We start from the raw sequence: 24609 nt of genomic DNA, 5'->3' as shown, positions 1-24609 counted from the left end.
ATCGCAAAAGAATAAAATCAAATGTATACTTTTTTCTGATTAATTTTTCTATCTAGCTTATCTATTGCTTCCTCCAATGTATGAATATTTACTTCAAGGAAGTTTGATAGATGATAAATTGCCCCATATTTTTCACCGATTTTAGAAACCAGGTTATTTTTTTCAAGTACTTTCAAATGATGTTGAACCGCTTTGTAATCAAGTTCAAGTGCTTGTGCTAATTGATGTGTATTGTATGGCTTATCAAGCAGATGAATTATTATCCGTAATCTAGTAAAGCCCCCTCTAGTACTTGTGAATAAGTAAAGTAGTAATTTCCTCGTCTGCTTGTCAGATTTTCTTTGAGGAGAAATTTGTCTTGATCTAAGAATTTCTTTGAATTCTAGGAGTTGGTTTGCCATCAATTAAAAATAGAGAATTTGGCTTAAAACCCTATTTCCAGATCTTTTCCATATTCAGGCAAGACAATTACCCTTAAATTGACTGAGAATGGACTCGTGATATCATGATGGCATCACGTGGTTACGATATGACTCCAACCATGTATTCTCCAGATGGCAGAATTTACCAAGTAGAGTATGCAATTGAAACTGTAAAAAGGGGAACTATTGCAATCGGAATTCTCAGCAAAGAAGGAGTTATTCTAGCAGTAGAGGAAAAACCACGTCCATTACAAACTAAAAATATTACACAGAAGATTTTTCAAGTTGATTATCATATAGGAGTTGCAGCAGCAGGATATATTCCAGATGCACGTGTTCAAGTAGACAGTGCAAGATTCTTTTCACAAGGAAATAGAATGACATATGATGAATCAGTTGAAGTTGCTACAGTTGCAAAACATTTAGCTGATCAAGCACATCAATTTACACAATATGGCGGAGTACGTCCAAATGGAGTATCTATGATCATTGCAGGAATTGATCAGAAAGGAGAATCAATCTATGTTACAGATCCTAGTGGAACTTATCTACAATATTCAGCAGTTGCAATTGGTGCAGGTGCAGAAGATGTCAATGAATTTTTGGAGAAATTCTACAACGAAGATATGAGTTTGGATGATGCAGCAGCATTAGCTATTGCAGCAATTAATCTAAAGGCTGAACAAAAAGATGGTGCAAATAATGTAAAGATGGCAAAGATAACTGCAGAATCTAAAGTCTTTGAGAAAATTTCTCAAGCAGACGTGGAAAATTATTCTAAAAACGCATCAAAGTTTGATACTCAATAGAAGTTTTAGATTTGAAAACTTTTCAAATTAATTTACTGAGACGATAAATTATGGGTTTAGGAAGTTATTGGGGCGAAGTAATGGAAGTACTTCGAGAAATTATTCCAGTTTATGACAAAGTAAATTCTATTATCTCTTTAGGAAAAGATGTTGAACATAGAAATCGGGGAATTTCAGGAAGAGTTCTTCCAGGAAACAAGATCCTTGATGCAGGCTCTGGTTTTGGCAACATGTCAAAGACTGCTTTGAAATTAACGGATGGGGAAATTTTAATTACACTATATGATCCACTTGTACCAATGCTAAAAAATACTAGCAGTCATTTTGATGAACATCCAGATATGGCAAATGGTGTATTTGAGCACATTCCGTTTAGAGATGAAGAGTTCGATGCCGTTTTGTGCGGATATTCTTTAAGGGATGCAATCAATTTGAGAATTGCAATTTCAGAAATTCATAGAGTTTTAAAAAAAGATGGAAGATTTGTAATTGTAGATTTAGGAAAACCAGATAATGCATTCATCAGAGCAGGAGTTTCATTTTATCTTCGATGCATTCTACCAATTCTTGCATTTATCGCAGGTGGAAGATTAGGATTGAAGTTTGGAACATTATATGGAACATTCAAGAGATGGCCTGCAAACAAAAAACTTGAAGGACTGATTCTAGAAAAATTTTCTAGAGTTGAATTTGAGAAAGATCTTATGGGTGGCGCAATAATGGTTGCCGCATACAAATGAACAAAGTACTGATTCTAGTTAACATCACTGGCCTAATAATTGGAATCTCATACGGACTTCATGGTCCAATCCTACCAGTATTTGCAAAGAATGTCATCGGCGCAACATATTCAGAACTTGGTTTAATCGGATTAACAAACTTCATTCCCTACATGTTCATTCCATTGTTTGTAGGAATTCTTTTAGATAGAATCAACAACGGATATTTACTTGCAGTAGGAGCTGCAATGAATTCAGCATCAATATATCTTCTATCTATCGCACAATCAGTTCCCGAGATTATGGGATTTCGAGTCATAACTGGAATTGCTCATGCATTTTTTTGGCCACCTTGTGAGTCCATAATATCAAATGAAAGTTCTGAGAAAAACAGAGTCAGAAATATTTCTTGGTTTACAATGTTTTTTGTAATTGGATTTATGGTCGGTCCATTACTTGGAACACTATTCCTTGAGAGCCTAGACATTACGTACAGAATTTTATTCCAAATTGCAGCATTTATTCTAGCAGCAGGAATAATTACATCTCTTTTAGCCTCAAGAAAAAGTGTTAGAAATCATCATGAGGGATTTTCTTTTTCATCAATTAAACAAATGAAGAAATTTCCCGAAGTCATAATCTTATTGATTTTTTGCACATCCTCCTTTGGGATAATTCTCACGATTTTTCCTGCATTTCTAAATGACAGAGGAATGACTGCATCAGATATTTTATTGCTGTATTTTGTTTTTGGGATATCTCGAGTCGGTTCTCTCGCACTTGCGGGAAAGTTTGCAAGATATACTAGTCAGACTTTGATTGCAGGAACGATTGCAGTATCAATCGGTTTGGCAATATCAATTTATGCCGAATCAATCATTGCTTTTGGAATTGCATTGGTTTTGATGGGTTTTGGATTCAGTATTTTCTTCCCACTTACATTAGAAATAATCTTGAGTAAGACAAGAAAAGCAATATCAGGAAAAATAATTGGCGCTTATGAAACTATTTTCGGTATGGGGTGGGCAATAGGACCAACAATGGGAGGTCCAATATCCCAATCATTTGGAAATGAAATGCCATATGTCTTATTTTGTATAATAGGGATTGGGGTTGCAGTATTTGCAATAATATCTAGAAAGAAACTAGAACCGCAAAGAGTTTTGAATTAGATATCCATTGTTCCACGTTTTTTAGTGCAGATATCAAGTGCGTCACAAATGTCTGTAACGAAGACTTTACCATCACCTTTGGTTCCAGTACATGCAACATTTGCAATTGCATCGATCACATCATCTAGTTTAGGATCGTCAACAACACAGACTATCATATCTCTGCTGAAATATTGTCCAACTAAGGGAGGATCTTGTGCGCCTTGACCTTGAACTTGATAAGTAGTTACACCACCAACACCAACTTTTTTGATTGCAGCAACTACTGCATCTTTTGCGCCAGATTGAACGATTGCTTCAACTTTTTTCATATCAATCATCAGTTTTGAATTTATTTAAATCAATAAGTGCTTCTCATATATGATATTCAATAAAAATATGCATTTCTAGGCATGAAACTACAACATTACGTTTAATTTCAAATTTTGCCATATCAGAATATGATAGAGTATTCACTAAATGTGGGTGGAAGTGAATGGCTAATCATAATTTTTGTAGCCCTTGTTTTGATTTTGGGGACTGGAAAGCTTCCCGGAACTGCAAGAAAACTAGGAAAAGCAGTTAATGAGTACAATAAAGCAAAAAACGAAATTCAAGATCAGATGAAAGATGTTACTGAAGAATCACCAAAAATTTCAGGGCCAGTTGAAACAGAAAGAGAAAAGTTAGAAATGATTGCAAAATCAGCTGGAGTGAAAACAGAAGGTAAAACAGATGAAGAGATTCGAAAAAACATATCAGAAAAAATAGGTCAAAAAAGAATCGATGAGCCTGAAAAGAAATAATTATTTTGAATTTTTTATTCTGTACATGTTTTTATCGAGTCGCTTTTTGGCAAATTTGTAATAGTCAGGAACTATTTCAAAACCAAGATAGCGTCGATTAAGAGACTTGCTGACTACTGCAACTTGTCCGGATCCAAGAAATGGATCAAAAACAATATCTTTTTTGTCACTAGAGTATTCCAAAAGTTTTTGAATTAATTCAGATGGAAGTTTAGTAGGTGTCTTTTCATCCCCTGTCCAATATTCCCTTTTGATATCCCAAACATCTTCTTTGTCTCTATAATGAAGACTTCGACCATCTTTTGTTTTTTCATCTTTGCCAAATCTAGTAAAGGGAAAGAATTTTCGTTTTTTATCATCTTTGCACACATAGAGACAATGGTAATGAGAAGTGACAAATTTTCTTTTTGTGACAACACCAAACTGATATTTCCAAATAATGTGATTTATGGTTGTAAATCCCACATCATCTAATGCACGGAGAATATCTTTAAGATTATTCCATCCAGAAAAAACATACATGCTTCCAGAATCTTTTAGGATTCGAAAAACCTCACTCATCCATGCAAAAGTGAAATCATAGTAATCTTTAGCCTTGATTTCGTTGTAACCGGACAATACACGTGATGAAGTTCTGTTATAATTTGCTTTTTTTGCCTTAAAATTTATGGCAAATGGAGGATCGGTAATTACAAGATCAATCTTATTTTTAGGAATTAAGTTCATTCCCTCAATACAGTTCAGGTTGTAAATTTTGTTAATTTCAATTTTTTTCATTTTTAAATTCAAGACTATTTCCTAGCTTAATAATGTCATGGGTACATAGTTATGATTAAACAATAAATCACCAATCAAAAACTATCAATTAGATCTTGAAATTCTCATGTCCAAAATGTAAGTCAAAGATAGAGATACAGAAAACATTTAACAAAAAAATGCATGTTTCTTGTGGAAAATGCGGCATCGAGGATCTACTTGAATTTTCAAAAAACATAGACGAAGTATTTCTTGAATTTCTCTCACGTTTTGATAAGGGTCTAGTCACAACCGTAGGACTATCAGAAGGGCTAAAAGAAGAGGGAATCATCAGAGCAGAAAATGAAATCAAAGAGATGATAGGAAATAACAAGCCAGATAAAATTACTGAAGAGATATTATTTTCAAAGAAAGACTATATCTCAGAATACAAAGTTTTGAAGAATCCCGAGCCTAAAATGGGCTCAAAAATCGAAGAGATGGGACTTGATGAATCGATTTCAGAGCATCTCAAAGAATTAAAGATTGGGCAATTTTACAAATATCAAGAAGAGGCAATTCAAGAAATCACATTTGGTGAAAATGTTGTAATTGAGGCACCCACCGCATCTGGAAAAACAGAAGCATTTTTGATTCCAGTAATTCAAAGAATAAAAAAAGAGGCAAATGAAGGAAATGTTTTTGCAATTTTTGTTTATCCAACAAAAGCTTTAGCACGAGATCAATTCCCAAAAATTCAAAAATTTGCAGAAAAGATTGGAGTAGATGTCAAAGTTTTTGATGGAGACACCAAACTTCCAGACAGACGAGATATAATTGACAACCCTCCTCAAATTTTAGTTACAAATTTTGATGTATTGCATTATCACATGTGGCATCAGACAAAGTTTTCATCTCTACTGTCATCCACTAGAATTCTAATTGTAGATGAGGCACATGTCTATTCAGGAATTTTTGGTTCCAATGTACACTATATCATAAAAAGACTCAAAAGAATTTGCAGCAGCAAGCTACAGTTTGTTGCAGCATCTGCAACTTTAGATGATGCAAAGAAATTTTGTGAGAAGTTATTTGGTGAGAAGATGCAAATTATTCATGGATCTGGAAAAAAAGGTCAAACAAATTTTGTGATGCTATTTCCATCACTTAGAACTCAAAGAAAACTCATGGTGGAACTGACAAAGAAGTTGACTGAAAAAAATCACAAGACCATGGTCTTTAACAACTCGCATCTAAACTCTGAACTATTAGCAATTCAAGCAAAAAAACAAAAAGTCAACATCAAAGTTCATCGAGCTGGACTGATGGCAAACTATAGAACTTCAGTAGAAAAGCAATTCAAAGAAGACAAGTTACAGGCAATTTCTTGTACTCCCACGCTTGAGTTAGGCATAGATGTAGGAAATGTAGATTGTGTGATTTCATCTACCATTCCAGTCAATAGACTAATCCAAAGGATAGGCAGAGCTGCTAGAAAAGGGCAAAGAGGATATGCATTTTTGGCATTGGGTAATGACCCAATATCACAATACTACAAAAATCATCCTGATGATTATTTTGAAGACATTGAGAAAACATACATTGATCCAAAAAATCCATTCGTAGAAGAATTTCAAGTGTTGGCAATGGCATGCGACAGACCAATATCAAAGCATGAACTAAAAGAACATCAAGAAGTAATAGAGCATCACATTATCAAAGAAAATCTGAAAATTTTTAACAACAGAATTGTTCCCAATTTTGACAAAATAAATTCCATGTTAAATGAATTCAGCATCAGAGGGATTGGAAAATCAATTGATATATTCCTATCAGATAGAAAAGTTGGAGACAGAGTTCTACCAATTGCATTAGAAGAATTACACAAGGATGCAATCTATTTTTTAGCAGGTATTCGTTACAGAGTAAAAGAATTTGATTATCCTAAAAAAAATATGGCAAGGCTAGAAAAAATTTCACGAGACTATCCATACTATACAAAATCATTGACTGAAGAATGGCCAACTATAGAAACTATTTTTGAGAAAAGAATTGCAAACGGGGTAGAAGTTGCGTTTTGTAAATTGCATATTCAAAAGAAAGTTTACGGATATGTCAATATCGAGTTGGGGCAAGAAATTACTCAAGGTGAAAAAGTCATGCTAGACGCACCATTAGAATATGATTTTATCACCAAAGGAATTGTCTTTCATGCACCAAGACCGCTCAAAGTTATAGAAAAAGCAGAGGATGAAGATTATGCTGAAGCCAGTGGATACCATGCAACAGAGCATGTTGTAATCGAGGGAAGCAACATGATAACAGGAGGTGTCTCTCAAGACTTGGGGGGAATATCACTAGGTACTTCAGGCTTGATTTTCATCTATGACGGTGCTATTGGAGGTAGTGGTGCAAGTAAGGCATTGTACGACAGATTTGAGAAGGCCCTTGAGAGAAGCATGCACATCGTAAAGGAATGCCCTTGCAAAAATGAGTCAGGATGCCCACGATGTACGTTCTCATATAGATGTGGAAACAATAATGAATTTCTTCACAAATATTCGGCGTTGGAGATTCTTGAGAGAATAAACAAAGGGGAGAAAACAGAATTAATAGATCCCACAGAAGGGGATAGGCCACTAGTATAACAAATCAAAATGGGATAAATAGACCAAAAATATAACAATTACATGGAAAAAGTAGCTCTAGTTACAGGCAGTTCTTCAGGTATTGGATTAGAAGCTGCATTAGCACTTGCAAGGGATGGCTACAAAACTTTTGCAAGTATGAGAGATATAAAAAAAGGAGTCGAGTTAGAGCAAGCTGCAAAAAAAGAAAATCTATCAATTGAAATAATTCAGTTAGACGTAGACAAAGAAGAATCAATAATTTCTGCAATAAAAAAAATAATTTCAGATTGTCAAAGATTAGATGTTCTAGTAAACAATGCGGGATATGGTCAATTTGGATGCACAGAAGATGTATCTGTTGATGATTTTAGAAAACAATTTGAGACCAATTTCTTTAGCATTGTAAGAATAATTCAAGAGGTTGCACCAATAATGAGAAAACAAAAATCAGGAAACATCATCAACATTAGTTCAGTTGCAGGAAGAATGGGCCTTCCAGGATCTCCGGCATATATTAGTTCAAAGTTTGCATTAGAAGGTTTAGGCGAATGCCTACGATACGAACTCGGACAGTTCGGAATAAGGACGACTCTGATTGAACCCGGAGTGATCAAAACAAACTTTTTTGAATCAATGAAGATTCCAGAATCAAAGAAAGATCCAAAATACAAAGAAATTACTGAGCATATTCTCTCAGGACTAAAGATGATGGTACAGATGGGAACACCACCTTCTGAAGTTGCCAAAGTAATCATCAAAGCAATTCATGATGATGAAATGCTGCCCCGATACATCGTAGGAACTGATGCTGCCATGTTCTTGGAAGCAAAAAAGATGAAAACAGACATAGAATTTGAAAAATATCTCAGTAAAGAGCTATTTCCAGGCTGAAATAGCACTTGTACGTTAAATTGATATACACATAGAATAGAGTTTTCATCAAAGTCCGCAATTTTAATGTGAAAAAAATGAAATGGAAAACGCTACAACATAATGGAATCTTATTCCCACCTGAATATGAGGCACAGGGATTTACAATCAAGATCAAAGGTGAGACAGTATCACTTGATGTCAATCAAGAGGAGATGGTATATCAGTGGGCAAAAAAGAAGGACACCCCGTATGCTCAGGACAAGGTTTTTCAAAAAAACTTTACTGCAGATTTTGCAAAAACTCTAGATTCTAAATTTAAAAAAATATCATATGAAGACATTGATTTTTCAAATGCCTACAAAATAGTAGACAAGGAAAAGGATCTCAAAGAGATGATGACTAAAGAAGAGAAGAAAGCACTTGCTGCAAAAAGAAAAGAATTGCGAGAAAAATTGAAAGTAAAATACGGAATTGCCATAATGGATGGCAAAGAAGTAGAAGTAGGAAACTACATGGCAGAACCTCCGGGAATCTTTATTGGAAGAGGAGAACACCCACTTAGAGGAAGATGGAAACCCAGAGTAACTGCAAAAGATGTTACACTAAATCTAGGAAAAGAAGCCAAAGTACCTGAAGGTAAATGGGGGAAGATTATTCATGATAAGGACTCCATGTGGCTTGCAAGCTGGATGGATTTTCTCACACAAAAAAGAAAATATGTATGGCTTGCAGATACTGCAGGACTAAAACAAGACAGAGATAAAGAAAAGTACGAAAAGGCAGTAAAGCTTGCAAAGGAGATTGACAAAATTAAAGACAAGATTGTTGTAGACATGAAGAGTAAGGATCCAAAGATCAGCAGAATTGCAACTGCCTGTTATTTAATTTACAGAACCGCAATGAGGGTAGGAGACGAAAAAGATCCAGACGAGGCAGATACTGTAGGTGCCACTACCCTTAGAAAGGAACACATCAAAATTACTGCAAATACCATAGAGTTTGATTTTCTAGGTAAGGATAGTGTAAGATGGCAAGAGACAGTTGTAGCAGAAGGACATGATAAACAATTTCAAGAGAATCTAAAGAAACTGATTGAAAAGAAAAAACCAAAAGATGAGATCTTCGATGACATCACATCAAGACACGTCAACGCATATTATTCAAGTATTGTAAAGGGATTAACTGCAAAGGTATTCAGAACATACTTGGCAACTACAGTTGTCAAGAACTATCTGGTAGAGCATGACAAGATGAAAGGAAAGACTGCTACTGAGAAACTATACCATGCAAAATTAGCAAACCTTGAGGCAGCTATGATGTGTAATCATAAAAGAACAATTCCAAAAACTTTCGAGCAATCATTACAAAAGAAAAGAGACACACTAAAAAAAGTAAAGAAAGAAGAAGCCTGGAAGAAGACTGAAGAGACACTAAAAAAAGTACAGACATCCGAACCAAAGACAGATACTCAAAAGAAGAATAAAGAGAAAAGAATCAAGACTCTAAATGAACAAATCAGAAAACAAAAGAAGAAACAAAAAGAGAGATTGCAAAAATTAGAATTACAAATTGATTTGTCTGAAAAAACCAAAGACTACAACATCGGAACATCTTTGAGAAATTATATCGATCCTCGTGTATTCAAGGCATGGACTGATGAGGTAGGTGCTGAGTGGGAGAAACTATACACATCAGCACTACAAAAGAAATTCCTCTGGGTCAAAAATGAAAATGTAAAATGGAATGAAATAAAGTAAACTTTACACCTAATAATTAATCAATATATTTTAGAATCATTTAATTTCCCAGATTTTTAGGCATATAGTATGCCGGGGTAGCTCAGCCTGGTTAGAGTGCCAGTTCGCTTGGTAATCTCTAACGGTTCTCCAACTAAGGCAATACTCATAATCTGGAGGTCGCGAGTTCGAAACTGCAAGTGGATTTTATTCTTGAGTCTAAAGTGAGAATTACTCAAATTGCGAAACCCATTCTAAAAATAGTGTTGTAATTAAGACGCCTGCACCCATAATAATCCCACATGCAATCAAAAATCTAGTTTTCATTTTCTTTTTCTCCTACAAACGTCCCAATCTTTTTCCATTCACAACCCAGATTCAAAAAAACATGAGTTTCATTTGTATATCTTAAGGAATTTGCCATTCTTTCATTTGGGGAATCATTAGCACAACTATCAATTACCGTTTGAAGATCAGTATCCGTCATTTGGTTGTTATGCCAAGAATTTATCGGCAGTACACGAAATTCTTTGACGGCAGTTGTCGGAAAATCCCTAGAAGGTCTATCAAAAGTAACAGTGACATTGTAGATTCCAGGAATGTTTATTGTACCATGAACAGATTGTGCAGAAACATCTGTTTGAGAATCAATGACAAAGTCTGTCATTGGGACACCTGCAATACACGATGAGCTAGAAGACATCGCCATGGTTTCCCCATTTTGATCTGGAAAAGTAATTTTTTTGCTGCCACATGAATATCCGTATCCAGATATAACATATGAAAAATCATATTGTTCTCCTATACGATAGATATCCTTCATTCCTGTGATTTTAATTTCATAATGTTCTTCTCTAGAGGTAGGCTCAAAGACACCCTGTGCTCCTTGGCCTGATCCTATCCTCCTTCGTTCAATCTCACAATCTTTATCACAATCTTTAGGAATACTATTCCATACTGCCACAAAAATTATTGAAGATGCAATTATGATAGAGACAATAATTACAAAAAATATAGTTTTCATTTTCTTTTTCTCCAAATTACAAAAGCAGTTAGTGCTACAACTGGAATCAATATCAAAACAAAATGAACAGAGGCAGAACCAACAGGGACGTATCCTTCTGATAAACTTGCTACATAGTATGCAGTTACTTCTTCTTGTTTATGCTGTTCATAGAATTTTCCATCCTCGTGTGGAATTTCACCCTGAGTATAATAATACATGAAAACATTGTTGTGCTGAGAATCAGGCCCTTCTCTTCTCCATTCGTCTAGTCGTTTTTCTTTTATTGCTTCAAGCAATTCTGTTTTTTTGGATTCCATAAACTCTTCTCCTTTGTAATCATAATATGGTACCCAGTCATTTCTTTCATACATCTCTCCAGGATTATTGGCTCTAATGGCATAACAAGGAGCATCTGGCCAGTCTGGATTTTCCATGCAGATTGCAGTTACATGTTGCGAGTAACCAAACAATAAAACGAACATACAGGCAAATATTATCAAAAGTCTAGTTTTCATTTTCTTGTTCATTAAGACATTGATGCATTCGCGTTATCCAAGCGTCTGCAACATCCTCGCTTGGAAATTCAGGATAATGGTGGTTAAGATCTTCACAGTCCATATTAAGAAATTCTTGGGCAGAAGGAATAGATGAAACATCTTCAACGGCTGGTTCAGGAGGAGCAGTTTTAGGCGGATCCTTTAATGGAGTATGTTCAAGATCACCAATACCATCATCAGGATTATTTTCAGTAAGACATGTGTGTGTTAATGGTTGGTATGTGAATCCTTCATTGCAGAATCCATGATACTTTCGCTCAAAGTGAGTAGTACAAGAATCAGTATTACCGTTGTACACCAAATCACCTTCACAAGTAATTACACATTTGAACAATGCTTCATTGTAGTTTTGTCCGTCAGGACAAGAGTTTGGTTCATCTTGATTTTCTGAATTCAGTATAGGTCGTTTTTCAAGAATAGCATCAAAGCATTCATCAAATTTTTCTTGTGTAACTCCATTTGGCAATCCTGCCCAATCCAGATAGACGTGTACATCAACTTCTTCATCAAGCAAGTTTGAATATCTCAAAATATGCTCAAGCATTGGTTTGGTGCATCCCATTTCTTCAAATTGTTTTAGTGAGATACAAGCACCCATAGTCACGGCACTTCCAGTTTCACCAGAAGTTGCCCTATCTACGACAAAACAAATAGGATCAGTGACTGGATCATATGCAAGATGACTTTGGTTTAATTTTATTTCTCGCTGTTTTGCATTTTCAGACATTATGTTTGCACCAAGAGCTATGGCTGCACCCACTACCATAACAATTCCAATAATTATTAAAAATCTAGTTTTCACAATCCCCATCCTCGTCCAATTAATGTCCAAGCAGTATCAGAATCAACACATACCACGTTGGAATAATCATGTTTTATCAAAATTCTAAAATTCTCGTTTTTGCAAATGTTATTCTCACCTATTGCCTTGCTGAATTTCTCAACAACAGTTGTACCTCCCATACTAGATTCTGATACTGCAGGTGAATTCTTTAGTTTCTTGAAAAACTGGTGGGTATATGTTCCTGATTCTGGTAGTACAAAAGGGGATTTTACAAGGAATGGTTTTTCAGGTGTTACTATAAATTCAAATGACTTTGCAAGTTTGCTGTTCTGATAAAACTCGTTGCGTAGTTTTCGCGAGTCTTCTGAAAATTTGTCATGCTCTGCATCAGTTACATTATCTCCCCTTGGAAATGGAATCATCTTTTGTCCCTTTTCAAATGCATATCCTACAACTGCACTAAATGTTGAGTTTGCAGCAAAGTTATCTTTACTAAAATCTACTTTTTGCACTACAAAGAATTGCTCACCTGCCTTTACCATAGAGCGAGGAATCATGTTTTTTGTAAATATTGCAGCGTCACTTTTTATCTCCAGTTCCCCCCATGGAATCTTTTCATAGTCTACACGTTGGGAAATTTCATCTCTTGGTCCTAGAGATAAAATTAAAGAGTCAGTCCATCCGCTCTTGAGTAAGCCTGCTTGTGAATTATTTCCTTCAAAAGATACGCTGAGAAAAATTTTCTCGTACTCTATTGCAGGATCTACAGTTATTGTAACAGGTATTCTTCCAATGGAATTTTTATTCACAGATATTGGTTCAAAATTAAAACTTACATGCGATGCAGCATTTTCAGGTGAAATCTCAATGACAGGAATCACGTCATCAAGACCCCACGGACCTGCAGTATACTGCAGTTTGATATCAAAGGTGGTTGGAAAATGACGAGAGATTTCTGAAGGAATATTCTCAAAACTTGATGTTCCATGAAACGATTCAGATGCAAAAATATGTGGAATGGAAATTAGTAATCCAACAAATACAAACAAAATCAAAAGTCTAGTTTTCATTTTCCAAGTCTCCAGACAAACAACAGAACAAACAAAATTCCTGCTGCAACTCCCACTCCAACAAGTATTGTTATAACATCATATTCAGGATCAATTCCCAATCCACCTATACCAACTTTTTCTGATGCAAGTCTTAATGACTCATCATTCTTGTAAGAATCAGAGGGTGGTTGCATGTAAGGTTCTGAGATTTCTTCCCAGTCACAATATTTTGAGTTAAACTGCCATCCATCAATCTCCATTTGTGAAAACTCTTCACATAGTTTTTTGTTGGAATCTGGCAGGTAAGGAGACAAATGGCATTGCTGATCAGTTGAATTGTAATAGTGAACATTTCCACTACATGTACAAATATCAATTCTAGGACATGTTGGAAGTGGTGCCGGACCAGTTCTTTGTACAGAAGGATCATCTTTCCAAATACCATCTTCAAAAATCCATCCAGGTGTAGCCACAACCCACTTGCAGTCAAAGAAAACCCAATTATCACCATCAGGGCTAGGCCCACTTTTACAAGAAGGGAGAGGAGTTTGGACAGAGTCATCAACTACTACACAATGCCCTTTGTCAAAATAATATCCAGACTCACAAAGTTCACCTTCTAATAATCTAGAATCCCCACTTCGGATAATCAGATCAGTTCCGGCATATCCGTGTTGGTTTTCTTGCAGATATAACAAAACATGTTGTCCGACTTCATAGGGATAAGTTTCATAGGACATTCCATGAGGATCTCGCAAAAAAAGTCCAGGAACAGAAATGGATTTGTATTTATCTGGATTTTTAAATGAGTCTACCACTTGTATGTCATAAAGTGCAATACCAGATACCTCACGATAAGTATTTTCAGTTTTTGAGATTTCAGGTTCTGATAAAATTTCTACTGAAAGAATCTTGCCAACAATTACTATTTCAGAAAAATCAAATGCATGAGTAGGATCCAACATAGGAACAGCATTAGCTGTCATCACAACACCAGTAGACATCAAAAAAAATATCAAAAGTCTAGTTTTCATTTTCTTTACTCCACATCGACATAGTCGATTTTTTTACCACAGAAAGGACAGTAATCAATTGGCGTAAGAGTATCTTTTTCTACAATACAGAATTTTCCAATTTTGCTACTCCAAGATTTTACAACTGAAACATATTTCTCGAGTTTCTCACAGCAAAAATCCAACTCTTCTTCATTTTTAAATTCAGTAAAAGAGACATATTCGAATGCCTGAACATCTTTGCGAACATACACTTGCATGATTCAAGCTAAAATTATGATATTCATAAGAATTTCGAATCTTTACTCTTGCATTCTAAAGTAAAATCCTAGTTTTCACGGTATATCTTTTGTTTAATAAAACCACTATCCAAAAAATATGAAAGATCAGTATTTTGAATCTTCAAGTGCCAAGTTCCACCTACAATCGTATTACATCCTTCACCCATTCCAGTAGTTGAATGGTCAAAGATTGTCTTTACATCAAGGATGTCTTTTCCAAGATCTTCATAATATCTAGTTATGATATAATGCATCGCCTCAGAATTTTCTTGAGGATCTGATGAATCATAATTTCCAAAAATATTTCTATACTCTACATAGTACTGTTTTGTCTTTTCATGGTTTGACTCATGCCAAGGATAACTACACGAAGTTACTGGAAGCAAAACCCATGAAGTGTCTTCTATCAATCCACGAATAATACATATCTGAAGCCATTCAGAGTTTACTCGTTTGTTTTCAACAGTGTCAGTAAGTGCAGGTTCCCATGATTTCACCTGATTGCAAAATTCTTTGCTAAAGTATGGACCCGTTTCACCATAAGGATAATCAAAAGTTAAACGATTCCTACAGGTTTCATCAGGAAATCCCTTGCTAAATGGCTCCAGACATCCGCCTTGCTCTACATTAATTCGCTCACAGATCACATTATCAATATAGTAATGACCATTTGATGTTTTGGTAAATGGATAATCACTGAATTGATTTTTGTTTGAGCATTGTTCATCAATCATTAATGCAATTTCTGAAACCGTGCCGTCATATTCACCAATTTCAGAATAGGGTCTTGTCAAATCAAATGATTCAGGATATGTGTATGCAATTACCATAAGACTGGATGTAACAAAAACAGCAATGCAGATGAATATCAGGAATCTAGTTTTCATTTTTTAATACCAAAAACATATCATCATAGGAATATTCTGGGAAAAAGTGCGAGATAATTGATTTTTTGAGAAACTCTAGATTTTTTCCTTCTATCATGTAATAGTATCCGTCTCTGAATGTTATCTCATATGTTCTAAGGGATTCAGGCGTAGTACTGTCTTCATCCATTGCAGTTCCAGCAATCTTGATTTCAGTGTCACCTATCTGCCAATACTCCACATTAGATTTTGAAAAATCTGGATGTATTGTTCCAGTTCCCACCATCATGGTGATATATCCAACTTTGTTTGGAAAATCCAAATACCTTACAGTAGTAGAATGGTTTTCAGGAGTTATCTCAGACAAGGTGTATCCGGCAAACTCTGTTGGTATTGGAGGGTATTTTGGATAGTGTTTTGCAAATGATTCGGCAAGAAATTCAGAGTTTTGACGTATCTCATCTAGAGACATATTTCTGCCATATGCAACCACACCGTTTTCAGATGGAGTGAATGTGGGAGGTTCAACATACATCATTCCGTTTTTATCAATTGAAAGTTCAAGGTATGGAAGCGCAGTCATGGCAGTTGTTCTGTGTGTTGCACCATAAGTTATGGCACCATCAATAACTCTGTACATTCCTCCCTGACATGGGTTCTCAATTCGTTGTCGTCCTACATCAGGCCAATACTTTACAATGCAGGGATCATCTAGAGCCTTGGCACTGTATGCTCTGAATGCAGAAACATCATTTTCGGCACCGCCCATCCATTCAGGCAATCGGATTAGCATGAATAACTGGTGTGTGTCCTCTTTATCCTCAGGATCAGGATAATAGAAGAATTCCACGCTGTTTGGTTTCATCAATGTAATGTCTGACCAGTCAACTTCTTTCTCATTTTCATCAATTATAGGAACTTTGTAATGCGTTTTTTCTCCTTCTGCATTACGCATTTCAAATTCTACAAAAACTCTGTCTTCAAATGTGATCTTTGGAAAAGGACGTTCAGCATAAGGACTGAGTTTCCAATCAGCATCAAAGACTATTTTTTTATGTAAAGTTTGCCCCATATCATCACTATATGCATACCAAACTTCAGTAGCATGTCTTTCTGAAAGTCCGGTAAAATGTAAAATTCCATCTAAAGATTCCACATCAACACGAGCCCCAAACAATTTTGCTTCCCTATCAAACCATTCTGCTCTATCAGTGCTTGTTGCAAACCATATGTTTTTCTCTTCTTGGGAATCCGTATCCTCTCTCCAGACTAAAATGACATTATCATCAAATGCCTCCATATCAAATTCAAAGGATCTAGTATCAAAACGACTCATGAGTTTTTGTTGTCCAAACGATTCTCCATAATTGTCAGATTTTGTAAAATAAAGATGAGTCAGGTGGTCATTTTCTTCAGTGATAAAATTCTGATGCCAGACAAAATAGATGGACTCATCAGAAAAATCTATCTTATAATGATCAATGTAATTTCTATCCTGACTGATGTTTTTTACTTCGAAGGTTTTGCCAAAATCATTGCTTATTGCCAAAAATACATCAGACCAGGAATGCTCAGAGGTAACCCAACTAACAAAGACAAAATTTTCAAAAGAATAGATTTGCCAATCCCAGAACAAAATATCATCAGTATAGTATAGTCCTTTGGTCAACTCAGCAGAGTCTAGAATTAATGGCTCATCAACAGTTGTTCTAGTAAAGATCAGTTCTGTTTTTGTGTGAGAACCAGCTCCACCCTTATCACCAGTAATCTTGTATTCATAATCCCTGTCATAATCTGGATGATACGAAGCATCAGTATGCATACCAGGAATCAAATATGCTGCACCAAATGCGCCGCTAATTACAGTAATTCCTAAAATTACAATTGAGAGAATTTTGTATCTAGTCTTCATTGGCATTCAAGTGCTATACGCACTCCCCTATCTTCAAGTACTGACTCAACTTCATCCAGATGTTCCAAGGATTCTATTAGTCTTGCACCACTTCCCTCAGGTGACCACAAGCCTTCAATGGTAATGCGAAGTTTTTCATTTTGCATGTCGGTAATCAGGATGTATCTATCTGACCAATCAAATCTCCAATCTAATTTTTTAATCTCATTTAGAACTGTTTTTGCAAAAACTTCCCTGTCTACTTTGTGAGTTGTTTGGACTAGAATTTGTGTATTGCAATAGACATCATTTTCAGGCAAGTCATATGTAGGATTCATCTTTATTGGAAAATCAATCAAGATTGTTCCTGTAATTACTAGAGATCCTGTAACAATTATGCCAATTATTATCAAAAGTTTAGTTTTCATTTTCTAAATTCCAAAGTCATGTCCAAAACTACTTTCAATTATTTCAGGATATTTACAGGTAACTGGATTCTCTGATGCTGCACCTATATGCCAAGTTGCAACATAATCTATTTCATCAATTGTAATTATTCCCAAATACTGCATTACCTCAAGATTTTTTCCATTATTAGTACAAAATGCTACAAATGTATCATATTTTTCTACAGTTTTTGTAAATTCAAATTCAGTCATATGCCATCTGTCAAGTGTTTTTTTTGGATACTTTTCAGAATTATCTGAAAAAGTAATCATTGCAGTATCTTGAGTTATCAGAGTGATTTCTTTCATTGTCCAATATCCAGTAATGTTGTGTAGTGGTTCAAGATGGAGTTCTCCACTAATCCCATTATCTCCTATGGGGTGAGTAAATTTGAAATCATCACCTCCATTTGGTTTCTTGTAACAATATTGATTGTTTGTTGGAGTAACAAAACATGTAGAATCATCTAGCTGTTTGATTTCTTGAAATCTGTCTGGATAATTGGAACTTATCCAATCATCTAACACAAAATCATTTAGAGGTTGTGCGATGTTGTAAAAATTATCTATTGATTCATAATTTAATGAAATTAGGATTAATGGTACCATTATTGTGCTAATTACAAATAATGTGTTTACAGCATTCATAATTATTCAAACTAAAATTATGAGATTCATAAAGACTTCGAATCTTTTACCCTAACAAAATCAAGAAACTATAGACGTCGATATAGTTCCTTGAATTCCAATGATAAATCATAGGAGATGTTAAGCAAGTGTGCAATCTGGTTCATCGAAGTTTTTTTCTGTCCCAAGCGTCTTAGAATCATCAGTGATTTTTGAGGAGAGTTTGCAAGTAGTGGTTTTTGATCAGACCAAGTAAGAAATGACTCCTCCACATCCAAACAAAAGTTGAGAATGTATTCTTTCCAATGAGGCATCATGTGTAATGCCTTTTGATTCAATAACACCAAAGACAATTCACGAAACTGGTTTTTTCGATCACCATACAAAATATCCAAAGCCAAGCGGGTTTTCTGCTCATCGTATTTTGTATTAAGCACATACATTCCAATTAGACTCATGAGTATACTATGTCATAATGATAGATAAAGACAACAACATATTCCCAAAGAAAAAAATTATTTTAAAAATTTAACAGGTACATAAAAAATGAAATAGAAAAAAATTATTCCAGATGAGCAGTTACACGGTTTGTTTGATAACTACCAGCAGAACTTCCTATTGGAACTGCGCATAGACTCTTTGGATCAATTCCTGTTTGCTCTGTACTGGTTTTCTTGCTCTTCTTATCACTCCAGATGAAAAATCCAACTGCAAGTGCAACTCCTGCACCAGACATTGCATACATTATTGGAACCTGAGTGTCGTTTTCGTTTCCCCTGTCAGGGGCAGAATCTGCAATCGAAAGCATTTCAACACCCCCATGACGGGATTCCTGAACATAGCCTTCGATAATTATGGTTGCGTCATCTTGGGATTCAATTGATTTTATAGAATATCGTTCCCCATGAATTGTAAATTCTTCAGCATAGCTCCTGTCTTGGCACAATCCCAAGTATACAGAGCAGATACCCATGGAATAGTTTGTAATTACGCCTCCTGAAAATCCATATTCCTGGGTTTCACTCATCTTTGCAGTAGGATCAAACATGGATTCCCACTTTGATAGCGGTAAATCACTTAGGCCGCTAGTATCAAGGAATTTTAATTCCAACAATCGCATCGCCTCTGAATCAGACAGATAATCCAATACATTAGGCATTACTGCTAGCAGTACTGATTTTGGGGAGTTGATATCATACATTCCATACTCAGATGATACTGCAACAACATCAGGTATTTCAAACCCCCTCCATTCAGAATCAAGTGTTGAATCACCAACAAAATGACCATACATTACAGGCTGTAAAATTATTTTAAACTCTATGCTAACCGAGTTTTGTTGCGGAATAACAATTGCAGAATATACACCGTCAATCCCACTTACTCTTACAAATGATTTTTTTTCCAGTTCCGCATTTATCAAATCAATTAGTATTGCAGAATTTTCTGAATCAAGATCAATTCGTACATTATATTTTTTGTCCCCAACAAGTTCAGATAATTGACTGTTCTCATCATACTGTATTGATATGATTCTAGTAAACTGAAATGATGGAACAAACTCTTCGGAATTTTTTGGAATTGCAGCATCTAGTTGTACTGCATGTGCAGGTAGAAAAGAAAGTGATGCCAGTAAAATGCCAGCTAGAAAAATTCTTCTCAGCATGTATCATATAGTGGAATAATTGTATAAAACACAAATATGAAATTATTTTTTTTGGGAAAACTGTTCTGTTTTTTTATATCAGATTCTAAATAAAAACGCCATGAAAAAAACAAGTTCAATCTATGCCGGAATGTTGTTTTCTGCAATGCTTGTTGTAGTAATTCAGCCAGCCTTTGCACAGTATGACGTTCTTGACAAAGGATCATTGTATGATTGGCTAGAAGATCCTGCAAACAAAAAGACCATTGCAACAAATCCTGATGCATTTGGTTCTGGAACTCCATACTTTGCAGCAGATGGAATAGTTGGTGCATCAATACTTGCAGGCGGAGTGTTTGGCGGAATTGCAGCGTCTTTCTTCATCAGAGGAAGAAAAGGCAAGTATGCAGCCATGGGAAGGGGTTAAACCTCCCATTTTTTGTGCCTAAATTTCCACAGATATTTAAAGAAAAATGATTTTCTCAAAAAAAAGAAAAAGTAGTATTTCTTAAGTATTATTTTGACCTATTATCATCAATGCCAAACCAGTTTTCTCAGTTATTGTGTATTGACACAATACGAAATGCAAATAACCATCTAGAGCCAGGACAGAGCACCATGCTTGCATGTGAGAGCAAGCCCAAGTCCAAAGTAAAGTCTGCACTGACTATTCTAAAAGATCATGACTATTCACTATGGATTGAGCTGTACGAACATAATCTTGCAGAAAAAATTATTGGAATTTATTCTGATGCAATAAAACGAAAAATTCTGTTGCACATTGACAAACCAATTCCAAAAGACGAGATGTTAAGACATGCAGGAGTTTCACAGTCAGGAGCTTACCGTAAATTCAACGAGCTGTTACAAGATGGTTTTATTTTGCCTGTAGGATACACAAAGACTACAAATCGTGTTCGTTTGTATGACAAAATAATTTCAAAGGCAGAGTTTAGTGTATCTACAAGAGTTAGTCAGATACGACTTCAGGTAAACCTGTCACGTTTACCAAAGTATCCAATAGGAGAGGCCGTTTATCCATGACTGCAATGGAGACTCTCCTAGCTTCACCTTTTGAGAAAACATTTTCAGATTTTGTCAGTTATGACGAAATAACAAAAATAAAAAATTCATTGTTTGAGCAGCATCACATGACCTTATTGTCATCAATTAAAGATTTTGAGAAATTCCAAACGATTACAGGGCAAGTTCTCGGAGATGACTGCACACCATTAATTAAAAAAACCCTAGATGTAATTTGTCGTCTTGAATCAAAAGCAAGACACACAGTTGAGATTAAAGACGAGTCATTGAAAAGTGCAATTTTAGAATCCTTTGATGATCCAGTAAAAAAACAAATCCTAGACATTGCATTTGACTATCCAATCACTATCTGGGAGATTGTATCAAGGGCAAAAAAAGATACAGAAAATATTTCTGAAAACATTTCATATTTGATTTCACACGGACTGCTTGCCACAAATGATTTGGGGGATTCAGAGCACAACAAAAAATACTATTCCACGATTGATAGTTTTGAAGTAAAGGTAGACGATGACGAGTTTAACATGTATGTGACGATTAACGAGATTGCAAATTCTGATCCGCTAAAGATCATCTGCTAAATTCTGTTTTTAGGCTCAAAATTATGAAAATATACGGGATATTCCTAACAGTCTTGCTTCTAAGCGGTTCAATATCGATTGTATTTGCGCATCCAGATACTATGGGAGTGTCAGTTCAAAATCAAAATGGGATGATCCTATACGAAAACCAGTTAGGAATTAGTGAAAAAAAGACAGAGTCAATAGAACTATTTTCAACTGAATGGCTTTATCAGAATTTTATTGTAATGCTTTCATTCATAATCATCACAGTTATGATGGCAGTTAGTACAATAACGTACAAAGAAGATTTGCAATCATTAAAGATGAAACATAGAATTCACAGCATTCTACTTTTTAATCAAAAATGAATTCACTGCACATTCACTCTCCAATAATTATCAAAAATCTAGTTTTTATTTTATTAAAATCCAGAATTACATTGTTCAAAGTATTTCTTTACACTTGATTTTAAGAGATAAATTATGACAACACCGGTTAACGCAGTACTCAAAATACTCTCAAATGCACTTGCTAATTGGAATGAAAACAGTATCCAAGTTACAATAACACTTGTAGACAAGACAATGATTGTTGGTATTCTTATCCATGCCTTACCATCCCAGAATGCCCATGCAACAACAAAATTGAACATGGCCAACCCCAATCCATAGGCGGTCAAAGAATTTTGCACCAGATCGTCTGCAAATATTTCCAACAGATTCGCTCCACCAAACATGCCAATTGAATGGGTGTAAAAATAATAGATTCCCTCAAGTACAAACCAAATTGCAACAATGGTAATTCCATGTGGTCGTTGTAATTTTTTGGGAAGAGCCATACGTTACATCTCAAAAATATGATATTCATAAAGACTTCGTATCTTTTACTTCTGGTAGATTAAATGTTCAATTCACCATTTTAGAGGACAGTTATCCAAAATATCTCTTGGAAGAGGATTTGAAACAATGCATAATGTGTCACCATCCTTCCAAGCCTTTAACACTACTCTGTCTTTTTCTAAAAGCAATTCAACATCACTATTTTGTGCATGTGCCACATACTTGTAGGGGATTCCTTTGGAATCAGGAAATTCAGTAATCTCGCGGTCTGAATATTTTTCTTTGAAAGTTTTGATTAGTTCTTCAATGTCAGAATCATTTGAGATAGTTTCAGGCTCAGAAATATCACTGAATAAATTCCAAGCACCATAAAATGCAAAAAGTAGCAAAAAGCCAATGCCAACATTTCTTGCAAATGTCTTTTTGTATTCAGGACCTACTGGCGTGAAAAAATAATTAAGACCGTTCAATTTCTAAAATGTTCTGCCAACCATAGGTCTTGTAATGAATTTTGAGATCTTTATGTTATAGTCAAGATAGCAAGTACCGCACATTCCACCACTGCCAAGGGATTTTTTTGCATTTCCACAACAAATACAGCACATCATTTGTTGTTCATCAAAATCCGATTTTTCAAGTATTGCAGACTCTATTTCTTTTCTGATAGAATCAATTTCTTTGTCAGACAAATTATCCAAAATTAGTGCGTCAATGTATGCCTGATTCTCAGAAAACAATGGTAGTCCACGTGCAAGCTTCATCTGAATTTGTTCAAGTCGTTCCTTATCGCCAATATTTTTTGTAAGCAGTAAATCTATTTTTTTAATGACAACTTGCTTTAATTTGAAGGAATTCATGCGTTCACAGAAATCAGATATTCAAACCAACATCAACTGATGCAGTTTTTTTATCTTTAGATGGGCAAGATTTTCCTTCATGTGATCCGTCTTTGTATTCTTCCCCGCCATCAACTGATGCAGAGGTTTGAGCAACTGCTGTATCTACTGTAAGCCCCATGGTTAGAATTACAGTAAGGGTAAATATTGAAAACATTGCAATTTTTGAATCCATGTATGTCATAACAGGTTTTAACATTTAACTTTTATTCACATTTGTTATCTAACAATTCAGAAGCTATTCTTAGTTTCACCACTCTAGATATAATGAATAAGCCTATGCGTTCTTAGTTCTTCCTCATACATAGTCATAAACCCACAATGTGTGCACTCAAAGAAAGGGTTTTCATTTATCTTGGATAATTTTTCTAGTTTTGTCTTCATGCCCTCACCATCAATAGGTTCTATCTTGATGTCATCACCCTTTGGAACTATCTGAAAGTTTTCTCTCAAGTTGACAGAGTCCAGAAACTCTTCAATTGCAGAGATTACTTTATGCTTGTCTATTGAAAATTCATCGAAGGATTCAAGAAAAAACTTGTCAGACTTTAGAATTGGGAGTGCTCCCAGTTTGTCAGCTACGAAGATCAGCAGTTTGTCTTTTATTGCAAGTGAGTGAGAACAATCTACTGAAATCATTTCTTTTTCTTCTTTTTAATTGCATAAATTACAATAAACAATACAATCAATCCTGCACCAAGACTCTCAATTATTATCATCACTTCAGGATTTGAGAGGGATTCTCCCCTTAGCTGGTCTATTTCATGTTCTTCAATTTTGTTTTCAGGAACACAAACCCCATCAAGTAGTACATTTCCAACCCCACAAACCTGCTCATCAGTTAGTTCATCAGTACTATCAGATTTTGTTATCTCCAAAATTGCCACATAGTCAGGATTTTCGGTGCTGATGGGATGTGGCTTTACATCAATTAGGGTAATTGTGTATGGTGTGATGTATGTGAGTGGTTTTCCAATTTCAAATCCACCTCCAATTTTATGAGTTTCATTGCTAACGTGGATCATTGCTGAAACTTTTCCTTCCCAAACACATGTCACATCCAAAGGACATCTAGAATCCTCTATATCATAAAAATACAGTTTCAAACTATCATAGAGAAGAGTTTCATCAAATTTTATTTCGATTTCTTCTGCAAATGATTCAGTGATTGTAGAAACCATCACAAATGCAATAATTATCAAAAGTCTAGTTTTCATT

General features: G+C 35.2%; 32 protein-coding genes. 11 read left to right on the top strand and 21 right to left on the bottom strand.

What is annotated here, in order from left to right:
• Positions 1 to 17: 17 nt before the first annotated feature.
• Complete coding sequence (locus NADRNF5_RS03010) at positions 18 to 401, bottom strand: ArsR/SmtB family transcription factor (protein WP_082051973.1); 384 nt, start codon at positions 399 to 401, stop codon at positions 18 to 20.
• Positions 402 to 505: 104 nt separating this feature from the next.
• Between NADRNF5_RS03010 and NADRNF5_RS03005 the strand changes: the two genes are divergently transcribed.
• From NADRNF5_RS03005 to NADRNF5_RS02995, 3 genes are read left to right on the top strand one after another with little or no spacing between them, the layout of a single operon-like run.
• Positions 506 to 1231 (top strand): archaeal proteasome endopeptidase complex subunit alpha, encoded by a 726-nt coding sequence (locus NADRNF5_RS03005; RefSeq protein ID WP_048115590.1) that lies wholly within the window; start codon positions 506 to 508, stop codon positions 1229 to 1231.
• Between the two features lie 50 nt (positions 1232 to 1281).
• Positions 1282 to 1971, top strand: a complete 690-nt coding sequence (locus tag NADRNF5_RS03000; protein ID WP_048115589.1) for a class I SAM-dependent methyltransferase — start codon at positions 1282 to 1284, stop codon at positions 1969 to 1971.
• Positions 1968 to 3122, top strand: coding sequence for an MFS transporter (locus tag NADRNF5_RS02995; protein WP_048115588.1), 1155 nt, complete (start codon positions 1968 to 1970; stop codon positions 3120 to 3122). The genes NADRNF5_RS03000 and NADRNF5_RS02995 overlap by 4 nt, the downstream gene beginning before the upstream one ends.
• Here the strand turns inward: NADRNF5_RS02995 and NADRNF5_RS02990 are convergent.
• Positions 3119 to 3433, bottom strand: coding sequence for a P-II family nitrogen regulator (locus NADRNF5_RS02990; RefSeq protein ID WP_048118890.1), 315 nt, complete (start codon positions 3431 to 3433; stop codon positions 3119 to 3121). The genes NADRNF5_RS02995 and NADRNF5_RS02990 overlap by 4 nt on opposite strands.
• A 129-nt stretch (positions 3434 to 3562) precedes the next feature.
• Here NADRNF5_RS02990 and NADRNF5_RS02985 point away from each other — a divergent pair, with 129 nt between their 5' ends.
• Entirely contained in the window at positions 3563 to 3907 is a 345-nt protein-coding gene (locus NADRNF5_RS02985; protein WP_048115586.1) for a Sec-independent protein translocase subunit TatA/TatB, read from the top strand.
• Here NADRNF5_RS02985 and NADRNF5_RS02980 read toward each other — a convergent pair whose 3' ends face one another.
• The gene (locus NADRNF5_RS02980) at positions 3908 to 4684 is read right to left on the bottom strand and encodes a DNA-methyltransferase (protein WP_048115584.1); all 777 of its coding nucleotides are present in this window, start codon (positions 4682 to 4684) and stop codon (positions 3908 to 3910) included. It abuts the gene before it with no gap.
• A 95-nt stretch (positions 4685 to 4779) separates the two neighbouring features.
• On the opposite strand from NADRNF5_RS02980, the gene NADRNF5_RS02975 reads away from it, so the two are divergent.
• From NADRNF5_RS02975 to NADRNF5_RS02965, 3 genes are all read left to right on the top strand, one after another.
• A complete protein-coding gene (locus NADRNF5_RS02975) occupies positions 4780 to 7290 on the top strand; it encodes a DEAD/DEAH box helicase (protein ID WP_048115583.1) in 2511 nt (836 codons plus the stop codon).
• A 42-nt stretch (positions 7291 to 7332) separates the two neighbouring features.
• Positions 7333 to 8163, top strand: coding sequence for an SDR family oxidoreductase (locus NADRNF5_RS02970; protein ID WP_048115577.1), 831 nt, complete (start codon positions 7333 to 7335; stop codon positions 8161 to 8163).
• Positions 8164 to 8240: 77 nt separating this feature from the next.
• Positions 8241 to 9902: a DNA topoisomerase I gene (locus NADRNF5_RS02965; protein ID WP_048115576.1), complete on the top strand. Its 1662-nt coding sequence runs from the start codon at positions 8241 to 8243 to the stop codon at positions 9900 to 9902.
• Positions 9903 to 10197: 295 nt separating this feature from the next.
• On the opposite strand, the gene NADRNF5_RS02960 is transcribed toward NADRNF5_RS02965, so the two are convergent.
• The 12 genes from NADRNF5_RS02960 to NADRNF5_RS02905 all read right to left on the bottom strand — a co-directional run bounded on the left by NADRNF5_RS02960 (position 10198) and on the right by NADRNF5_RS02905 (position 20070).
• A complete protein-coding gene (locus tag NADRNF5_RS02960) occupies positions 10198 to 10905 on the bottom strand; it encodes a hypothetical protein (RefSeq protein ID WP_048115575.1) in 708 nt (235 codons plus the stop codon).
• Entirely contained in the window at positions 10902 to 11402 is a 501-nt protein-coding gene (locus NADRNF5_RS02955) for a hypothetical protein (RefSeq protein ID WP_148313048.1), read from the bottom strand. Before NADRNF5_RS02955 ends, NADRNF5_RS02960 begins: the two co-directional genes overlap by 4 nt.
• Positions 11392 to 12246 carry a hypothetical protein gene (locus NADRNF5_RS11535; RefSeq protein WP_237089322.1) on the bottom strand — a complete coding sequence of 285 codons (855 nt, stop codon included), beginning with the start codon at positions 12244 to 12246 and terminating at the stop codon, positions 11392 to 11394. The genes NADRNF5_RS02955 and NADRNF5_RS11535 overlap by 11 nt, the downstream gene beginning before the upstream one ends.
• Positions 12243 to 13298 (bottom strand): hypothetical protein, encoded by a 1056-nt coding sequence (locus tag NADRNF5_RS02945; protein WP_048115570.1) that lies wholly within the window; start codon positions 13296 to 13298, stop codon positions 12243 to 12245. Before NADRNF5_RS02945 ends, NADRNF5_RS11535 begins: the two co-directional genes overlap by 4 nt.
• Positions 13295 to 14314 (bottom strand): hypothetical protein, encoded by a 1020-nt coding sequence (locus tag NADRNF5_RS10665; RefSeq protein ID WP_148313047.1) that lies wholly within the window; start codon positions 14312 to 14314, stop codon positions 13295 to 13297. The genes NADRNF5_RS02945 and NADRNF5_RS10665 overlap by 4 nt, the downstream gene beginning before the upstream one ends.
• Before the next feature lie 5 nt (positions 14315 to 14319).
• Entirely contained in the window at positions 14320 to 14553 is a 234-nt protein-coding gene (locus tag NADRNF5_RS02935; protein WP_048115568.1) for a hypothetical protein, read from the bottom strand.
• A gap of 68 nt (positions 14554 to 14621) precedes the next feature.
• On the bottom strand, positions 14622 to 15461 hold the full coding sequence (locus NADRNF5_RS02930) for a hypothetical protein (protein WP_048115567.1): 840 nt from the start codon (positions 15459 to 15461) through the stop codon (positions 14622 to 14624).
• Positions 15451 to 17352, bottom strand: coding sequence for a hypothetical protein (locus tag NADRNF5_RS10660; RefSeq protein WP_148313046.1), 1902 nt, complete (start codon positions 17350 to 17352; stop codon positions 15451 to 15453). Before NADRNF5_RS10660 ends, NADRNF5_RS02930 begins: the two co-directional genes overlap by 11 nt.
• Positions 17349 to 17759, bottom strand: a complete 411-nt coding sequence (locus NADRNF5_RS02920) for a hypothetical protein (RefSeq protein ID WP_048115565.1) — start codon at positions 17757 to 17759, stop codon at positions 17349 to 17351. The genes NADRNF5_RS10660 and NADRNF5_RS02920 overlap by 4 nt, the downstream gene beginning before the upstream one ends.
• A 3-nt stretch (positions 17760 to 17762) precedes the next feature.
• Positions 17763 to 18425 (bottom strand): hypothetical protein, encoded by a 663-nt coding sequence (locus tag NADRNF5_RS02915; RefSeq protein WP_048115564.1) that lies wholly within the window; start codon positions 18423 to 18425, stop codon positions 17763 to 17765.
• 68 nt (positions 18426 to 18493) lie between these two features.
• Entirely contained in the window at positions 18494 to 18862 is a 369-nt protein-coding gene (locus tag NADRNF5_RS02910) for a hypothetical protein (protein ID WP_048115562.1), read from the bottom strand.
• Positions 18863 to 18966: 104 nt separating this feature from the next.
• A complete protein-coding gene (locus NADRNF5_RS02905) occupies positions 18967 to 20070 on the bottom strand; it encodes a hypothetical protein (RefSeq protein ID WP_048115560.1) in 1104 nt (367 codons plus the stop codon).
• Positions 20071 to 20170: 100 nt separating this feature from the next.
• Between NADRNF5_RS02905 and NADRNF5_RS02900 the strand changes: the two genes are divergently transcribed.
• The 4 genes from NADRNF5_RS02900 (at position 20171) to NADRNF5_RS02885 (ending at position 22024) form a co-directional block, all read left to right on the top strand.
• The gene (locus NADRNF5_RS02900) at positions 20171 to 20476 is read left to right on the top strand and encodes a hypothetical protein (RefSeq protein ID WP_052661864.1); all 306 of its coding nucleotides are present in this window, start codon (positions 20171 to 20173) and stop codon (positions 20474 to 20476) included.
• A gap of 110 nt (positions 20477 to 20586) precedes the next feature.
• A complete protein-coding gene (locus NADRNF5_RS02895; RefSeq protein WP_148313045.1) occupies positions 20587 to 21093 on the top strand; it encodes a hypothetical protein in 507 nt (168 codons plus the stop codon).
• Complete coding sequence (locus tag NADRNF5_RS02890; protein ID WP_048115556.1) at positions 21090 to 21674, top strand: hypothetical protein; 585 nt, start codon at positions 21090 to 21092, stop codon at positions 21672 to 21674. Before NADRNF5_RS02895 ends, NADRNF5_RS02890 begins: the two co-directional genes overlap by 4 nt.
• 23 nt (positions 21675 to 21697) lie before the next feature.
• A complete protein-coding gene (locus tag NADRNF5_RS02885; protein WP_148313044.1) occupies positions 21698 to 22024 on the top strand; it encodes a hypothetical protein in 327 nt (108 codons plus the stop codon).
• A gap of 53 nt (positions 22025 to 22077) precedes the next feature.
• Here NADRNF5_RS02885 and NADRNF5_RS02880 read toward each other — a convergent pair whose 3' ends face one another.
• From NADRNF5_RS02880 to NADRNF5_RS02855, 6 genes are all read right to left on the bottom strand, one after another.
• On the bottom strand, positions 22078 to 22494 hold the full coding sequence (locus NADRNF5_RS02880) for a hypothetical protein (protein WP_048115553.1): 417 nt from the start codon (positions 22492 to 22494) through the stop codon (positions 22078 to 22080).
• Positions 22495 to 22566: 72 nt separating this feature from the next.
• Positions 22567 to 22965, bottom strand: a complete 399-nt coding sequence (locus tag NADRNF5_RS02875; RefSeq protein ID WP_048115551.1) for a hypothetical protein — start codon at positions 22963 to 22965, stop codon at positions 22567 to 22569.
• A gap of 3 nt (positions 22966 to 22968) precedes the next feature.
• Positions 22969 to 23352 carry a hypothetical protein gene (locus NADRNF5_RS02870; RefSeq protein WP_048115548.1) on the bottom strand — a complete coding sequence of 128 codons (384 nt, stop codon included), beginning with the start codon at positions 23350 to 23352 and terminating at the stop codon, positions 22969 to 22971.
• A gap of 13 nt (positions 23353 to 23365) precedes the next feature.
• Entirely contained in the window at positions 23366 to 23590 is a 225-nt protein-coding gene (locus NADRNF5_RS02865) for a hypothetical protein (RefSeq protein WP_048115545.1), read from the bottom strand.
• A gap of 59 nt (positions 23591 to 23649) precedes the next feature.
• Positions 23650 to 24030, bottom strand: a complete 381-nt coding sequence (locus tag NADRNF5_RS02860; RefSeq protein ID WP_048115542.1) for a hypothetical protein — start codon at positions 24028 to 24030, stop codon at positions 23650 to 23652.
• Positions 24027 to 24608, bottom strand: a complete 582-nt coding sequence (locus NADRNF5_RS02855; RefSeq protein ID WP_048115540.1) for a hypothetical protein — start codon at positions 24606 to 24608, stop codon at positions 24027 to 24029. Before NADRNF5_RS02855 ends, NADRNF5_RS02860 begins: the two co-directional genes overlap by 4 nt.
• Between the last annotated feature and the right edge of the window lies 1 nt (position 24609).

The sequence above is a fragment of the Nitrosopumilus adriaticus genome (assembly GCF_000956175.1).
Lineage (GTDB): Archaea > Thermoproteota > Nitrososphaeria > Nitrososphaerales > Nitrosopumilaceae > Nitrosopumilus > Nitrosopumilus adriaticus.
Note: the sequence above shows the minus strand (reverse complement) of the source record. Positions and strands in the feature narration are given on the sequence as shown.

Bases quoted from the DNA above. Each gene is read 5' to 3' on its own strand.
- NADRNF5_RS10660 (WP_148313046.1), bottom strand. From the start codon at position 17,352: ATGAAGACTAGATACAAAATTCTCTCAATTGTAATTTTAGGAATTACT.
- NADRNF5_RS02880 (WP_048115553.1), bottom strand. From the start codon at position 22,494: ATGGCTCTTCCCAAAAAATTACAACGACCACATGGAATTACCATTGTT.
- NADRNF5_RS02985 (WP_048115586.1), top strand. From the start codon at position 3,563: ATGATAGAGTATTCACTAAATGTGGGTGGAAGTGAATGGCTAATCATA.
- NADRNF5_RS02905 (WP_048115560.1), bottom strand. From the start codon at position 20,070: ATGCTGAGAAGAATTTTTCTAGCTGGCATTTTACTGGCATCACTTTCT.
- NADRNF5_RS02885 (WP_148313044.1), top strand. From the start codon at position 21,698: ATGAAAATATACGGGATATTCCTAACAGTCTTGCTTCTAAGCGGTTCA.
- NADRNF5_RS02970 (WP_048115577.1), top strand. From the start codon at position 7,333: ATGGAAAAAGTAGCTCTAGTTACAGGCAGTTCTTCAGGTATTGGATTA.
- NADRNF5_RS02910 (WP_048115562.1), bottom strand. From the start codon at position 18,862: ATGAGTCTAATTGGAATGTATGTGCTTAATACAAAATACGATGAGCAG.
- NADRNF5_RS02865 (WP_048115545.1), bottom strand. From the start codon at position 23,590: ATGTTAAAACCTGTTATGACATACATGGATTCAAAAATTGCAATGTTT.
- NADRNF5_RS02915 (WP_048115564.1), bottom strand. From the start codon at position 18,425: ATGAATGCTGTAAACACATTATTTGTAATTAGCACAATAATGGTACCA.
- NADRNF5_RS02965 (WP_048115576.1), top strand. From the start codon at position 8,241: ATGAAATGGAAAACGCTACAACATAATGGAATCTTATTCCCACCTGAA.
- NADRNF5_RS02995 (WP_048115588.1), top strand. From the start codon at position 1,968: ATGAACAAAGTACTGATTCTAGTTAACATCACTGGCCTAATAATTGGA.
- NADRNF5_RS02860 (WP_048115542.1), bottom strand. From the start codon at position 24,030: ATGATTTCAGTAGATTGTTCTCACTCACTTGCAATAAAAGACAAACTG.
- NADRNF5_RS02920 (WP_048115565.1), bottom strand. From the start codon at position 17,759: ATGAAAACTAAACTTTTGATAATAATTGGCATAATTGTTACAGGATCT.
- NADRNF5_RS02945 (WP_048115570.1), bottom strand. From the start codon at position 13,298: ATGAAAACTAGACTTTTGATTTTGTTTGTATTTGTTGGATTACTAATT.
- NADRNF5_RS02855 (WP_048115540.1), bottom strand. From the start codon at position 24,608: ATGAAAACTAGACTTTTGATAATTATTGCATTTGTGATGGTTTCTACA.
- NADRNF5_RS02935 (WP_048115568.1), bottom strand. From the start codon at position 14,553: ATGCAAGTGTATGTTCGCAAAGATGTTCAGGCATTCGAATATGTCTCT.
- NADRNF5_RS10665 (WP_148313047.1), bottom strand. From the start codon at position 14,314: ATGAAAACTAGACTTTTGATATTTTTTTTGATGTCTACTGGTGTTGTG.
- NADRNF5_RS02870 (WP_048115548.1), bottom strand. From the start codon at position 23,352: ATGAATTCCTTCAAATTAAAGCAAGTTGTCATTAAAAAAATAGATTTA.
- NADRNF5_RS02930 (WP_048115567.1), bottom strand. From the start codon at position 15,461: ATGAAAACTAGATTCCTGATATTCATCTGCATTGCTGTTTTTGTTACA.
- NADRNF5_RS03005 (WP_048115590.1), top strand. From the start codon at position 506: ATGATGGCATCACGTGGTTACGATATGACTCCAACCATGTATTCTCCA.
- NADRNF5_RS03010 (WP_082051973.1), bottom strand. From the start codon at position 401: ATGGCAAACCAACTCCTAGAATTCAAAGAAATTCTTAGATCAAGACAA.
- NADRNF5_RS03000 (WP_048115589.1), top strand. From the start codon at position 1,282: ATGGGTTTAGGAAGTTATTGGGGCGAAGTAATGGAAGTACTTCGAGAA.
- NADRNF5_RS02900 (WP_052661864.1), top strand. From the start codon at position 20,171: ATGAAAAAAACAAGTTCAATCTATGCCGGAATGTTGTTTTCTGCAATG.
- NADRNF5_RS02990 (WP_048118890.1), bottom strand. From the start codon at position 3,433: ATGAAAAAAGTTGAAGCAATCGTTCAATCTGGCGCAAAAGATGCAGTA.
- NADRNF5_RS02980 (WP_048115584.1), bottom strand. From the start codon at position 4,684: ATGAAAAAAATTGAAATTAACAAAATTTACAACCTGAACTGTATTGAG.
- NADRNF5_RS02955 (WP_148313048.1), bottom strand. From the start codon at position 11,402: ATGAAAACTAGACTTTTGATAATATTTGCCTGTATGTTCGTTTTATTG.
- NADRNF5_RS02890 (WP_048115556.1), top strand. From the start codon at position 21,090: ATGACTGCAATGGAGACTCTCCTAGCTTCACCTTTTGAGAAAACATTT.
- NADRNF5_RS02895 (WP_148313045.1), top strand. From the start codon at position 20,587: ATGCCAAACCAGTTTTCTCAGTTATTGTGTATTGACACAATACGAAAT.
- NADRNF5_RS02960 (WP_048115575.1), bottom strand. From the start codon at position 10,905: ATGAAAACTATATTTTTTGTAATTATTGTCTCTATCATAATTGCATCT.